Consider the following 14038-nt stretch of genomic DNA (forward strand, 5'->3'; position numbering starts at 1 on the left):
CTGAGATGTCGGATTCGAATACGGTCAGGACTCACACGGCGAATTTAGACCGAATGGACGATACCGGCTTCGGAAGCGGTTCCACTGAGGGACTCACAGCACCGGATCTTCCGGGAGGGCCGCTTCAGCTCGACCTCGACAAGAAGTACGAAAAAATCAGCAGATACGAAAAGACCGTCAGAATCATTACGCAGAAGGTCCACAGGTCTCTCGATCTCGACGACGTCATCGACTGCGCGGTCGATGTCATGAACAAGCATATAGAGACGGCCGGGAACGTCTCGATCTATATAGTCGAGGGCGACAAGGCGGTACTCAAATCCTATAGAGGGTATCCGTATTATTACATGGAAAAGCTCGCCGCGATCCCCTACCCTAGGGGGTTCACCTGGAAGACCATTCTTGAATCCAGGCCTTGCTATTGTCCCGACGTCGATAAGGACACCATAATAGGGCAACTCGGCAGGGAGTTGGGGACGAAGTCTTACGTTTCGATGCCTATCCGCCATAAGGGCAAGGCGATAGGATGCATCAACATCAATTCCTTGAGGAAAAATGCGTTCGACCAGGAAGAGCTGGACCTTCTAGAAATAGTCGCTTCCTCGATCGAATCGGCGATAAACAATGCGAGGAGAGCCGATGCCCTCAAGAAATCGCGGGAGGCGCTCAGGGAAAACATAGCGAAGCTCAGAAGGAAGAACCGGTTTGAAAAGGTCATAAGCTCGGTCACGAGGTCGGTGCACCGGTCTCTCGAAGTTTCCGAGGTGTTTGAAAATGCGGTCGAAGCTATTTACAACGAGGTCAGGGAAGCGGGCCATGTAATGATCTACATGATAGAAAACACCGGTACGGAGGAAAAGAATTCTTACGCAGTTATGAAAGCTCAGCGCGGGCACCCGGACAGTTTTATAGAGCGCGTAAAGCGGATACCCTACCCCATGGGGGCTACATGGAAGGCGATCATGGGCGGCAAGCCGAGATACATAGCCGATTCCGATGCAGACCCGCATCTCGGACAGGCGGGCAGGGATTACGGTGCAAAGAGCTACATTTCGATGCCTATCAAGCTGGAAGACGACACAGTGGGCTGCATACACATTCATTCGTTCAAGAAAAGCGCATTTAACAGGGACCACGTCAAGCTGCTCGACATAGTCGCGAGGCAGCTTGAAACTGCGATCAACAACGCCAGGAAAACCGAGGCGCTCAGGAAGTCCGAGGAGGCCTTGCGGAAGACGAGAGACGAGCTCGAAGGGCGCGTCAGGGAGCGCACCTCGGAGCTCCAGAAATCGAACACGCTCCTCATCAAGGAGATTCTCGAAAGGAGGTATGTCGAGAACGAATTAAAGCAGTCGCTCACCGAAAAGGACGTCCTGCTCAAAGAGATCCACCACAGAGTGAAGAACAACCTCCAGATAATTTCGAGCCTCCTCAATCTCCAGTCCCGCAAGCTCAAAGACGGAAAGGCCCGTGCGTCCTTCGTCGAGAGCAACAACCGCATAAGGTCTATAGCCACGCTCCACGAGCAGCTCTACCGCTCGAAGGACCTCTCCCGTATCGATTTCGGGGCGCACATAAGGAATATGACGAACCACCTGCTCCGCTCCTACGGCGTGGGGAGCGACCGTATAAGAATAGCGGTCGATTCCGAGCAGATATACCTCGATATCAACACTGCGATCCCGCTCGGGCTCGTAGTGAACGAGCTCGTGTCCAATGCGATCAAGCACGGGTTTGACGGCATAACCGAAGGCGAGATAAAGATCGTATTCAGGAGGATAAATGACAAATACTCTCTCAGCATGAGTAATAACGGGATTAAATTCCCCGAGGGCTTCGACATTGGCTCAAGCAATACACTGGGGCTCGAGCTTGTATCGTCGCTCTCGAAGCAGCTCAAAGGCACGATAGCGCTTTCGAGCGGGGACGTTACGGAATTCAACCTCGTATTCGGGGCGTAGAGAAAACAACGGGACAGGGAAAATGGAAAAGATAAAAGTAATGATAGTCGAGGACGAGATCATAGTCGCAAAGCACATCGAAGACTCGCTCCGGAGTCTCGGGTATTCCGTGACGGGGATAGTATCCACGGGCGAAGACGCGGTCGGGCACTCGGCGGAACACCGTCCGGATATCGTGCTCATGGATATCATGCTCGAGGGCGAGACCGACGGTATAAGCGCAGCCGAGACTATCAGGAAGCGGTACAGCATCCCCGTAATATTCCTCACCGCCTACTCCAACGAAAAAACGATCCACAGGGCCAAGACGGCAAAGCCCTACGGCTATATACTCAAGCCTTTCGAGGAGACCGACCTGTTCACGTCGATCGAGATCGCGCTCCACAAGCACAGGATCGAAAGGAAGCTCGTGGAGGAGACGGAGAACGCCCTTGCCGCGATCATAGGCAGCGCCGAGGTGTTTCTCGAAGACGGGACCTCGAAGCATAACGCCGAGACGCTCAGACGGATCGAGTCCATCAGGAACGCGGCGCTCATAATCAAGGAGACGATAGAGGAATTGTAGTGTATGGAAAATTCCGTATTCACGTTTCTTAAATCCTTCCAAGAGCACGAGCAGGTATGCCACCTCTTCGAGAACGATTCTGAATGCTACGAGGTGGCGGCCAACTATTTCATCCACGGCATCAGGGCCGGAAGCGCCTGCGTTTACATATCCGACCGTCACGCCCCGCCGGAGCTGTTAAAGAGGCTCGAAGGGCACGGTATCACCTCTAACGGGGGATCGGGCGGGCGGCCGTTCGAGGAGCTCCTTATAGGCGGCCGCTTGAAGGAGCCCGTAAGGGCGGACGACATAATTACGCTCATAGATAAGGGGCTCGACAGGGTCATAAGGAAGGGAAAGAAGACGGTGCGCGTATTGATGTTATTGAACAGGGACCCTTTCTTCTTCCTCACGGATTCCGAGAGGCTCCTGATGAAGGCTCAATTGAACAGGATATGCCTGGAGAAGCCTGTCGTGATGATGAACCAGTACAACATCGAGCGCATAAGCTCGAAGGAGCTGCTTTCGATATTCAAGACCCACACGACTATAGTCGAGAGGAACCTCGTCTTCAAGAGCCCCCTTTACACGGAGCCGGGAGCGTTACTCAAGGAAGGCGAGAGCGAGCTCGACAAGTTCAAGATGCTCTCCGGGAAGGAGAAGAAGATACTCGGCCTCATCACGAACGGCCTCAGCAACAGCGCCATAGCGGAGGAGCTCACGATAAGCATCAAGACAGTCGAGACCCACCGGGCGAACATAATGAAAAAGCTCGGCATCCACAACCTCGTCGATCTGGTGAAGTTTTCGATGAGGAACGGTATGGGGTAACGTTATTCCACATTTACTTGAGTGCTCTTTACGCCCGCTCCCCCCTTTTCCTCACGTCCACGTAGAGATATAGGACTATGACTGCGATGGTCGCGAGAAGGAGGAGGAACTTTATGCTCGCGGCGATTGAGGCGGCGAAGATTACAAGTCCGCTCAGGTTATCGGGATTGCCTAGCTGGCTCTGGATGAGCAGGTTCTCTATCACGTCGAGCGCGCCCGCAAGCATGGGAAGGCTGAAATAGGTGAGCGCCCTCCCCCGCTCTAGGCCCCTCACGAGCGAGCCGACCAGGTTCCCGAGGAACCCGGTGTAGGCGATTATGAAGAGGTAATCTATCCAGATAAGGATTATGTGCGCCCGCACTCCCTGCTCGCCGCATCCCGTGAGCATCCTCTCGAAGGCGGGCTTCGTGAACGCGAGCTCGAGGGGGATCATCCCCGCGCATCCTTCCGGCCTCACGAAGGAGTCCGTCGTAATCATGGCGAACGCGGTTAACGCGAAGAAGGTCCCCGTGAATATGAGGAACTCCTTTACGGCGAGCGCATTGAACAGAAACTCTATAATTTTCCTGGGCATTCGGTCCCCGTCCGGATTCTTTCAGGTAATGATTATTCAGGATCGGGCTGAACATTCAACCTCCCCCCGGCAATTATGCGGCAATTACCTTTTCACAACGGTCTTTAATGTGTGTTATATTCTGCATTATAATTGCTCTAGCAGCGGAGGCATAAGGTGACAGGCTCAAGGTTGGATACGTTCAAGGCACTCGTGCAAAAAGACCCGGGAAACCCCCTCGGCAGGTACAGTCTCGCTAACGAATATTACAAGCTCGGGATGTACGAAGAGGCTATAAGAGAGATAAAGGAGTATCTCAAGATCGCGGACGACCAGGGGGCCGTCTACAGGACGCTCGCCGACTGCTACATACAGACGGGCGACACGGAGATGGCGAGGGAGGCTTACTACGAAGGTATAGAGGCCGCCAACCGCCACGGCCATCCCGGAATGGCGGAGGAGTACGAGGAAGCTATCGATATGCTGGGCGAATGAGCCGTGCTTCCGCACGGTTGTTGAGCAAGGCTGAGGTGTATAGGTTTGGGAGAACTGTTCGATGTAGGAGCCGAAGGGGATATAGCCCCCGGCGAGGCTAAGCTCGTCGAGGCCGAGGGCCGCGAGATAGCGCTCTTTAACTGCGACGGTGAATACTTCGCTCTCGACAACGACTGTACTCACATAGGCGGGCCGCTCTGCGAGGGCGAGATTTCGGGCGACAGGGTAATTTGCCCGTGGCACGGATCCGAATTCAGCATAAAGACTGGCGAGGTCCTGGGACCCCCTGCCGATGAGAACGTCAATACGTACAAGGTGCGCGTCGAGGGCGGAAGGATTCTTATCGAGATCTAGCTGTCCGGTCGGGAATTTTACAAATGGAGCCCTTCGAACAGGGGCCCTGATTTTCTCTCCCTCGACAGGTCTTCCGCGTGACTGAGCTCGCGCCTGAATTTCCCGTCAACTAAAAGGTCGGCGAGCGCAGTGGCCGCGCCGTACGAGATCATGAGCCCCCTTCCCGTGTGCGCCTCGCACTCGTAGACGTTCTCGAGGCCGGGCACTCTGCCGAGATAACCCGAGCGGTCGGGCGTCTCCGCGTACATGCCCGCCCATCCCCTTATGAATTTCACCTTCTCGAACCCGCTTATCCTCTTCCAGAGGGGCTGCCAGATGTGTTTCACGAACGGGCTTTCCTCGGTCATGCCCCCGAAGCTGAACTCGAAGTTGTAGCCGTAGGGCTCGTCCATGTTGGAATACCCCGCGAGAATGTTTTCTCCGTCCTGGTGGAAATAAATGTCGGACGTGTCTATCAGCATCCCGTAAGGCGAAAGGTCGACGTCCGGGCAGTGGAGCACCACCATCTGGCGCCTCCTGGGTTTTACTCCCTCGTCCTTAAACCCGTAAAGGGCAGAGACGCGGGGCGCCCAGGCCCCGGCCGTGTTTATGAGCGTCCCGCATTCGAACTCGATCCGGGGCAGGCCGTGATCGACGCTGTCGTCTTCCAGTATCGTCTTCACTTTTTCTTCGACTGCGCTCCTGTTCCTGTTGTATCCGCGGAGGTCGTAGGCCGTGACCTCTTTCGCCCTCCCGCCTTCGACCGTGATCCCCGCGGCATAGCACCTGTCGAAGAACCTGACCCCGTTCTTCCTCGCCCCGGCCCTGTAGAATTCCCTTAACGAGTAGTGGTCTATGAGCCCCGCTTTTCTCGATACCGAGAGCCCTTCTATCCCTTCTATGTTGTCGACGAGCGGGAGTATCGAAGGGACCTCTTCCGGGGGATACAGCTCCACCGGGAGGCCGTACTCCACGTAGAGCGGATGGTTCTCGTTTATCTCCTGCCACGACTTGGCACCGTGCATCCAGAAGTAACCGAGCTCCCGGAACTGTATTAAGTCCGCGATCGATTCGTAGAAATCGATCGAGTACTTGCAGAGCTCTATGTTCGCGCGGCTCCTCCATGTGGCCCTCACGCCCCCCGCGTTCTTGAGCGTAGAGGAAAGCCCTCCTTCCATGTCTATATCGATTACGCCGATAGCGGCCTTCAAGCTATTTTCGCTGAGCTTTCTGGAAAGCGCATATGCCCCCGCCGAGCCGAGTATGCCGGCGCCGATGAAGAGGAAGTCGAAAGTGCGATCGCTCATGGAAATATTCTATCACACTGTTCCTTACCGGGAGTGTGGAGGATTGGGAAGGCTTGCGCCTTGGAATTTATGTTATCATTTTTGCGTGATGGGTGATCATCGGCTCGGGTGGCTTTTCGTGGACATGAACTCGTACTTCGCCTCGGTCGAGCAGCAGACGAGGCCCGGCCTCAGGGGCAGGCCCGTGGCCGTTGCCGCCGTTATGACGGACAGCACGTGCTGCATAGCCGCGAGCTACGAGGCGAAAAAATACGGCATTAAAACCGGGACGGGCGTCGGAGAGGCCCGCAGGCTTTGCCCGGACCTCGAAATCGTGGAATCGAGGCCGGAGATATACATCGAGACGCATCATAAAATAGTCTCTGCCGTGAGCTCCGTGCTGCCCGTGGATACGGTGCAGTCGATAGACGAGATGTCCTGCCGTCTTACGGGGAGGCAGACGGTCCTGGAAAATGCCGTAAAGCTTGGGCACGCCGTTAAGAAGGCGATCAGGGAGCAGGCGGGGGAATACCTCCGGTGCTCCGTCGGGATCGCGCCCAACCGCTTCCTGGCCAAGGTGGCGACCGATATGGAGAAGCCCGACGGCTTTACGGTTATAACGAAAGAAGACCTTCCGCATAAATTATATTCCCTCTCCCTTACCGACCTGCCGGGCATAGGGAGGAGGATGCACGACCGCTTGAGGAGAAGCGGCGTGCATACGGTCGAAGCCCTTTGCGCTCTCTCGGAAGAAAGGGTCTCCGGCATATGGGGAAGCGTCGTGGGCAAGCGGCTCCACCGGTTGCTCCGGGGCGAGGATATTATCGAGACCGCGTCGTCGAGGAAGACGGTCGGGCACTCCCACGTGCTGCCCCCCGAATTCAGGACGGACGAAGGGACGCGGGCGGTGTTCATAAAGCTCATACACAAGGCGGCGTTCAGGCTGAGGAGGCTCAGGTACCTTTCCGACAGAATGACGATCGGTATCGACTACCTGGGGGATGAAGAGAGCTGGGTGAAGGCCGCGAATATAGGGAAGAGGAACGATACTCAGACCATGATCGACGCCTTCTCCGGAATGTGGGAGGAGAGACCTGTCGCGGGGAGGCCGCTCCGTGCGTCCGTCACCTTCTCCGACCTCACCCCCTCCGGCGAGTCACCTATGAATTTGTTCGACGGAGAGAGGAAGCTCGACAAGGTGTCGGGCGCGCTTGACGAGATAAACGAGCGGTGGGGGGCGGACAGCATCTATTACGGGGCTATGCACGGCGCCCTGGATTCGGCTCCGATGAGGATAGGGTTCACATCGATACCGGACGCGGTCGCCGAGGGGAATAAAGGGAGACAAAAGACGGGGAGGCCCGGCAAGGATTAAGCGCCCTGCCGGATTCTATGCCCGGCCCCCGCGGCCGCGGCCCTTCTTCCCGAGCTTCTTTACCGCCTTGCTGCTCTCGTCCGCCACCTTGCCTATCGGGAAGAAAAAGAGATACTGGCCCGTGTCCTTGAGCACGTCGAACGCCCTCGACGATACCCTGTCGAAAAACTGCACCGACTTTCCGTCCGTAATCAAGACCCAGTTCTGCGGCTGCTTCAGGACCTCCGGCATCTTTTCCTTGAGGAACGTGAGCACTTCGCGGAAGCGGCTCACGGGTATGCCGTTCTTCTGGAGCGAGACGAGCCACCTGAGCACTATGAAGTCCTCGGTCGAGTAGAGCTTGGGCACCCCCCTCCCCCGGGAACTCCGGAGGCTCGGCACTATGAGCCCCGTGTGCTCGTAGTAATAGAGGTGGTCGAAATCGAGCTTTACGCCCTCCAGCGCCTCTATGAGCTGTATGACGTCTTTACTCTTGAGTCCGGTCTTCAGCCTTCCCGGGGTTTCCGGTTTCTCCTTGGCAGTTTTTTCCGCTCTCTTTTTCACTTTCGGGTTTCCGGGAAATCGACAGTGCCGGGGGTTATGGATTCAAAATATCACAAACGCCCTCCGTACGCAATCCTCCTTGACACCCGCGAGCGGGGTCACTATGTTTCTATGAAAAAAGACTGGGAGAGACATAATGACGATGGGCCGGAAGCTGAGGGAAATACTGTCGGAGCCGGGGATTCTGGTTCTTCCGGGAGTGCACGACTGCGTGAGCGCCAAGCTCGCCGAGAGGGCCGGGTTCGCGGCCGCTTTCACGAGCGGCTTCGGCATTTCGGGCTCCATGCTCGGTAAGCCCGACTTCGGGTTCCTCACCGCTACCGAAATGCTCTCGGCCGCGGGGCGCATCGTCTCCTCAGTCGGCATACCTGTCGTCGCCGACATGGATACCGGGTACGGGAACGCCTTGAACGTGCTGAGGACCGTGGAGGAGATAGTCACTTTAGGCGCCGCCGGGATAATACTCGAAGACCAGGTCTGGCCCAAGAAATGCGGCCATTTCGAGGGCAAGCACGTGATCCCGATGGAGGAGCATGTGGAGAAGATCCGCGCGGCTTCGGAAGCCAGGGGCGAGAGCGGCCTGGTCATAATAGGGCGCACGGACTCGCGCGCGCCGCTGGGTCTCGACGAGGCTATAAGGAGGGGTAGAGCTTACTGCGAGGCCGGGGCCGACGTAGTATTCATAGAGGCGCCCCAATCCGTCGAAGAGCTCAGGGAGATCGCCGCCGCTTTTCCCGGAGTGCCGCTCTTCGCGAACATGGTCGAGGGCGGGAAGACCCCTATACTCGGCGCTGAGGAGCTGGGCGCGCTCGGGTACAAGATAGCCGTGTTCCCTCTCGCCGCATTGTTCTCGGCGACGAGAGCGATCGAGTCCTGCTTCGCTTATCTCAGGAAACACGGGACCACGGCGGGGTACGGGGACATGCTTTCGTTTAAGGACTTCGAAGAGATAATAGACGTCCCAAAGTACAGGGAGCTTGAAAAAAAGTTCGGGGTTCCGAAAGTCTAATCGCCTATTAACGACTGCATATCCAGCGGCTGCCCGTTGAGCGTTACCTGTCCCATATCGTAGCTTGCGTTGATCTCGTAATTGTCCGCGCTCTCCGTGATTATGCCCTGGTCCATGAGACCCTTGATCTCGTCTCCCATCTCTTCTTTGGCCATTCCGGCGATTTCATCGGGGGGCGGCACTTCGTCGTCTGCCTTTCTGAAATCGTCCGTTATCTCTTCCTTCTTGTAATCGGTAATTATGGTTTCGAGAAGCGATTTAGTCACTGCGACCCTGGCGTCGGCCTTGATCGCGGCGATCAGGAAGAGGGGGTTGGACGCGAGCTCCGGGTTGTCCATACCCGTCCCGTCGACGGAAATCTTCAGGTGGCCGTCTATGCTCCCGTCGGCCGTCATGATGTTTAGTTTCGTGAGCTCGATCTCGGGCGATTTCTTTATTAGGCCGGGAACTATCTTCATGAGCTCCGTCATGAATATCTGCCTCTGCTCCTCCGTTTGCGGGGCTTTCTGGTTGTTTTTGAGGAGCTCCTGGATTTTTATCCACGATTCCATGTCTATGTTCCTTATGGCGAGCTCGTAACCGCCGGGGCCGTATTTGCCGCCCCCCGCGTCGAGCTCCCTGAACCCGAGACTGTGCGTGCTGTTGAGGAGCCCTTCCGATTCGGTCGATGTGCCGGTTAGCTCTATGCCGGTTATGGAGAAATTATCGTACCCGCCGCTGCTCTCGTCCTTCGTCCGGATCGCTACCTCGGCGACCGTGAAGTTAATATCCCCGACCGGGTATTTATTCTCGGGCCCCACGTACTTTAGTCTGGAGTCCGCGGCGATGCCCGTTACGGATACGTCGCTCTCCTTGCCGGTAATATTGAGACCGGGCGATTTTAGCTCGGTGTCCACGTCCTTAAATTCGGGGCTGAACTTTACGTCGCCGGTCAATCCCTGCCATTTGAGCTTCTCCCCTTCTTCGCCTTGTTCCGATTCTATACCCGGCATCGTGATGTCGGTTATTCCTCCGCCGTCCATGGACAGCCTGGTCAGAAGACTCGCGGGCGGGAGCTTCTTGATGAAATTCGAGAACTCCGATTCGTCCGCCGGCACGAGGACGAGTTTTGAATCTATGACGGCCATGACCGGCGTGAGTCCCCCGAGCCCGCTCAATACCGCCTGTACGGGAAAGGGGCCGTGGTATATCGTATCGGTTTCCTCGAGCTTGATCAGTTCGGCGTCGCCGTTTTTGATAACGAAGGTGGTCTTTGCTCTGGAATTGAGCCACCCCTTCTCGTAGCTCTTTTCGACGATCGATACATTGCCCGTTCCGGAATACGTGTCGATTATATCGTTATAGACCTTCTCCGTCCGGATGCCGAACCAGTAAGGCAGTCCGAACAGGGCCAGGACCACTATGAGCACTATAACGATTATGACGCGGCGCATTATTACCCCCCACCGAATGTTTACAATGTCCCATTATTATATTTCTTCCGGCATTAAAAAATCAACACTGCTCTATAATTATCAAAACCGCCGGATCCGCCGACGGTCAGTTGACGGCGTTCTTCATGTCCGCGAGAAAGGCGTTCAATATTTCACCGAGCGCGGTATTCCAGCCCGTCATCAGATCGCCGGGCGTCTTCGAGGGGATCGGTATCTCGCTAGTGTAGGAGTTGGCGAATACTATCCCGGTATTGTCGTCATAGGTATCGTCGGTCGTGTATTTCAGGAGCAGGAACTGTATCTGCATCACGGCCTTGGGCGAGGACCTGTAATCGCCGTAGAGCTGGACGACGTTCGCCTCTATGAAATAGTTGGCGCCTGCCTGTGTGACGGTGCTCAGCACGTCCTGGAAAAGACCCGTATCCCCGAGCCAGCGTATCGTTATTTCGGTGAGCATGGCGCCGGGCGGTCTGAAGAACTGGTTGTAGAAGTCGGATTCGTAGCTGAGCTCCCCCGTCCTGTATATGAACTCCTTGCCTTCGCTGCCCGGAGAGACGCTGAACCGGGAGACTTCGGCTATTGCCCCTTTTACAGGCGCGGGTTTTTGCGCCACAGGCGGGACTTCGAACATAAAGTACGACCTTTCCGGATAGCTTTTACTGAGGCCGGTGCATCCTGAGATAATGATCATTAATAATGCCAGTGAACATACTCCGGCGAAGTTATTTGATTTCATTCAGGTTTCTCCTCCTCTTCGATGTGCGGCGGCGGGTTCCCGAAAAGGACCCATGACGGATACTTCTTCATCGTCTCCAACAGCTCCCTCAGGTCTTCCGAAATGCGCTCGATATTCTCAAGTGTCAATTTCACGCTGTGCTCCCGGCTCGAAAGCAGGCGGTCGGTCCGGTTGAGCGTGTTTTTGAGGTCGGAGGTAATGGCTGTGATATTGGTGATCGTTTCCTTCGTGTCCTTGCTTTTCAGTATCGAATTCAGCTCCGTGGTCGCGCCGTTGAGGCTCTCGATGAGCTTGCTCAGGTCCTTGCTCAATTCTCCTACCTTCGCGTCTTCTACAGCCTTGTTCAGGGATACGACCAGTTTTTCTATTTCGTCGGAGATCTCTTTAAAGTCGATGTTGTCTATGCTTTCCGAGAGGTCTTCGATCGTCTCCGTGATCTGCGTGATCGTCCCCGGCGCGGACGGTACATACATATATTCCGGCTTCCACTCGTGATCGAGAGGCGGGTAGCGGTCGGGATCGAGGTATACGGCGTTAAGGAACGCGACACCCGTAATACCCTGGGAGGCGAGCTGGAGCCTGAGCCCCTGTTTTATCATATTCTGAAAACCCTCTTTCCTCTCTTTATCGGTTTCATAGAGTTGTCTCCTGCCCTTTCCCGCTACCTTGTTGCCGTATATCTCCGCCCTTACGAGCACGTATTGTCTGTGTGTCTTATACTCGTTGAAAACGAAACCGATGTAGCTGACGTTCCCGATCTGCACGCCCTGGAACTGCAGCGCCGACCCCACGGACAAGCCCTGGACCGACTGGTCGAAGTAGGTTTCGATCGTGACCTTCTTCTCGAAAAACTTCGCGCCGCCGAAAAATATTATCCCCCCCGCGAGTATAAGGAGCGCCAGTATAACGAATAGTCCTATCTTGAAAAAATTTGGTTTCTGGCTCATATTATTTTTCCCCGCCTCTGATTTTAAGTTCCGAGCTGCTCATCGGTCTGCCTCCTGAAGAATTTTTGAACGACCGGGATCGTCGAATGGTCCCTCAGATACTCCGGATTCCCTGCAGCGATTATGTTCTTGGTGCTCTTGTCGAGCATGATGACCCTGTCGGCGATCGTATAAATACTGTTGAGCTCGTGCGTGACTACGACGAACGTGACACCGAGGCTCCTCGAGAGCTGGATGATGAGCTGGTCGAGCTCGGCCGAGGTGATGGGGTCGAGGCCCGCCGATGGCTCGTCGAGGAAGAGCACCTCCGGGTCGAGAGCCATCGCCCTCGCGAGCGCCGCCCTCTTAATCATACCGCCGCTGAGCTCGGAAGGCATCTTCTGCTCAGAGCCGTCCAGTCCAACGAGCTCGAGCTTCATCCTGCCTATGAGGTGTCTTGCGTCCATGTTGAGGTCCGTGTACTCCTCGAGAGGAAGCATCACGTTCTCGAGCACCGTCATCGAGCCGAACAGGGCTCCGAGCTGGTAGGCGACCCCTATCTTTTTCAAAATATCTATCCTGTCCTGCCCTTCGGCTTTCGTGATGTCCTCGTCTTTTATTATTATTTTCCCGCCCGCGGGTTTGTAGAGTCCTATCATGTGTTTAAGGAGCGTGCTCTTTCCGCAGCCCGAGCCCCCGAGTATTACGAATATCTCGCCCTTGTATACTTCGAACGAAATATCGTCGATGATCACGTTGTCCCCGTATTTCGCCGTAAAATTCCTGACCTCTATTATTGCTTCTCTGCCTTCGCTCATCTCAGATCCCGAGTATGTAATATATCACTCCGAATATACCGTCGACGACGATCATAAGTATAATCCCCGTGACGACCGCGGTCGTCGCCGCATCTCCTACCGCAGACGGGCCTCTCGAAGCCCTCATGCCCGAGAGGCAGCCCACGCCGGCTATCAGCACCGCGAAAAAGAGGGTCTTGAACAGTCCCGCGAGAAGCATAGTGTACGTCCCCGAAGCCGTTATCTGGTTTATATACGTCTGGACCGTGAACCCCATGGAGAGCATCACCACCAGGCCCCCTAGTATGCCGAAGAGGTTACCGAAGACGGTGAGCAGGGGTAGCATGAAGAGGGCCGCAATCACCTTGGGCACGACGAGGAAATTCACCGGGTCGAGACCCATCGTGTCGAGTGCGTCGAGCTCCTCGTTCACCTTCATGGTGCCGAGCTCGGCTGCGAATGCGGAGCCGCTCCTGCCGTTCACGACGAAGGCGGTCATCAGCGGACCGAGCTCTTTAAAATAAGCGATGACTATGAGGTCGGCGACGAATATCTGTGCGCCGTACTGTTCCATCGGTATGGCGGACTGGAACGCGATTACGAGGCCGACAAGGAAATTCACGAGGGCGATGATGAAGAGGGAGTTCGCGCCGAACTTCTCGCACGTGACGAACACGTCCTTCCATCTGACCTTGAAAGGGTTTAACGCCGCAGTCAGCAGCCCTACCGTGACGCGGCCGGTAAAGTATATATGCACCCTGAACTCTTCGAGCACCGCCCACGATTTCTCGCCCAGCCTTTCGATGAGGTTCCCCGAAGGGGGTTTGCCGGCCCCTTCCGGTTTTGCGAGTACATCGGGTTTGAAGAGCCCGTAAAGTTTTTCTGTATCCGGGCTCAGCCCTCTCAGCTCGAAGCCTCCCCCTTTCTTCTCCTGCGTCAGCTTGAGCTCGATGAGGAGGGCTATGCCGGAGGCGTCGCAGTATTCGATCCCCTCTCCGTCCACGATAAGCTTCCGGGGGCTCGATTTCTTCAGCTCGCTCTCGGCATCCTGCCATATTTTCCCCGTCGTGTAGGCGTCGAGCCGTCCCTTTATTTTCAGCACGAGGGTGTCGTCCCTTTCTTTTGATGCCTCGACCGAGGGTGGGGAGAACGCGGGGCCGTTATATTTCATATTGTTATCGGCGGGTATTCGAGTACCGATAATATGACACCAAAA

15 protein-coding genes are annotated in these 14038 nt (G+C 55.7%); 7 read left to right on the forward strand and 8 right to left on the reverse strand.

The window, feature by feature from the left end; genetic code table 11:
* Window positions 1–5 precede the first annotated feature (5 nt).
* The 3 genes from AB1598_02135 to AB1598_02145 are packed head-to-tail and all read left to right on the forward strand — an operon-like array spanning window position 6 to window position 3336.
* Window positions 6–1961: a GAF domain-containing protein gene (locus tag AB1598_02135; protein ID MEW6143794.1), complete on the forward strand. Its 1956-nt coding sequence runs from the start codon at window positions 6–8 to the stop codon at window positions 1959–1961.
* Window positions 1962–1983: 22 nt separating this feature from the next.
* On the forward strand, window positions 1984–2526 hold the full coding sequence (locus tag AB1598_02140) for a response regulator (GenBank protein ID MEW6143795.1): 543 nt from the start codon (window positions 1984–1986) through the stop codon (window positions 2524–2526).
* A 3-nt stretch (window positions 2527–2529) separates the two neighbouring features.
* Window positions 2530–3336 carry a LuxR C-terminal-related transcriptional regulator gene (locus tag AB1598_02145; GenBank protein MEW6143796.1) on the forward strand — a complete coding sequence of 269 codons (807 nt, stop codon included), beginning with the start codon at window positions 2530–2532 and terminating at the stop codon, window positions 3334–3336.
* Between the two features lie 28 nt (window positions 3337–3364).
* Here the strand turns inward: AB1598_02145 and AB1598_02150 are convergent, their stop codons facing one another.
* Window positions 3365–3910 (reverse strand): hypothetical protein, encoded by a 546-nt coding sequence (locus AB1598_02150; protein MEW6143797.1) that lies wholly within the window; start codon window positions 3908–3910, stop codon window positions 3365–3367.
* 156 nt (window positions 3911–4066) lie between these two features.
* On the opposite strand from AB1598_02150, the gene AB1598_02155 reads away from it, so the two are divergent.
* Window positions 4067–4384: a tetratricopeptide repeat protein gene (locus AB1598_02155; protein MEW6143798.1), complete on the forward strand. Its 318-nt coding sequence runs from the start codon at window positions 4067–4069 to the stop codon at window positions 4382–4384.
* Window positions 4385–4429: 45 nt separating this feature from the next.
* Window positions 4430–4738, forward strand: coding sequence for a non-heme iron oxygenase ferredoxin subunit (locus AB1598_02160; protein MEW6143799.1), 309 nt, complete (start codon window positions 4430–4432; stop codon window positions 4736–4738).
* A gap of 17 nt (window positions 4739–4755) precedes the next feature.
* Here the strand turns inward: AB1598_02160 and AB1598_02165 are convergent, their stop codons facing one another.
* On the reverse strand, window positions 4756–6024 hold the full coding sequence (locus tag AB1598_02165; GenBank protein ID MEW6143800.1) for an FAD-binding oxidoreductase: 1269 nt from the start codon (window positions 6022–6024) through the stop codon (window positions 4756–4758).
* An 88-nt stretch (window positions 6025–6112) separates the two neighbouring features.
* Here AB1598_02165 and AB1598_02170 point away from each other — a divergent pair, with 88 nt between their 5' ends.
* Window positions 6113–7378 carry a DNA polymerase gene (locus AB1598_02170; GenBank protein MEW6143801.1) on the forward strand — a complete coding sequence of 422 codons (1266 nt, stop codon included), beginning with the start codon at window positions 6113–6115 and terminating at the stop codon, window positions 7376–7378.
* Between the two features lie 15 nt (window positions 7379–7393).
* On the opposite strand, the gene AB1598_02175 is transcribed toward AB1598_02170, so the two are convergent.
* A complete protein-coding gene (locus AB1598_02175; protein MEW6143802.1) occupies window positions 7394–7921 on the reverse strand; it encodes a hypothetical protein in 528 nt (175 codons plus the stop codon).
* A gap of 136 nt (window positions 7922–8057) precedes the next feature.
* Between AB1598_02175 and AB1598_02180 the strand changes: the two genes are divergently transcribed.
* A complete protein-coding gene (locus AB1598_02180) occupies window positions 8058–8930 on the forward strand; it encodes an oxaloacetate decarboxylase (GenBank protein ID MEW6143803.1) in 873 nt (290 codons plus the stop codon).
* On the opposite strand, the gene AB1598_02185 is transcribed toward AB1598_02180, so the two are convergent.
* From AB1598_02185 to AB1598_02205, 5 genes are all read right to left on the reverse strand, one after another.
* Entirely contained in the window at window positions 8927–10363 is a 1437-nt protein-coding gene (locus AB1598_02185) for a YdgA family protein (GenBank protein MEW6143804.1), read from the reverse strand. The genes AB1598_02180 and AB1598_02185 overlap by 4 nt on opposite strands.
* A gap of 106 nt (window positions 10364–10469) precedes the next feature.
* Entirely contained in the window at window positions 10470–11099 is a 630-nt protein-coding gene (locus AB1598_02190; GenBank protein ID MEW6143805.1) for a hypothetical protein, read from the reverse strand.
* On the reverse strand, window positions 11096–12046 hold the full coding sequence (locus tag AB1598_02195) for an MlaD family protein (protein MEW6143806.1): 951 nt from the start codon (window positions 12044–12046) through the stop codon (window positions 11096–11098). Before AB1598_02195 ends, AB1598_02190 begins: the two co-directional genes overlap by 4 nt.
* A gap of 23 nt (window positions 12047–12069) precedes the next feature.
* Complete coding sequence (locus AB1598_02200) at window positions 12070–12843, reverse strand: ATP-binding cassette domain-containing protein (protein MEW6143807.1); 774 nt, start codon at window positions 12841–12843, stop codon at window positions 12070–12072.
* 1 nt (window position 12844) lies between these two features.
* Window positions 12845–13993, reverse strand: coding sequence for an ABC transporter permease (locus tag AB1598_02205; protein MEW6143808.1), 1149 nt, complete (start codon window positions 13991–13993; stop codon window positions 12845–12847).
* Window positions 13994–14038: the final 45 nt, after the last annotated feature.

The sequence above is a fragment of the Thermodesulfobacteriota bacterium genome (genome assembly GCA_040754335.1).
Lineage (GTDB): Bacteria > Desulfobacterota_D > UBA1144 > Nemesobacterales > UBA2774 > 2-12-FULL-53-21.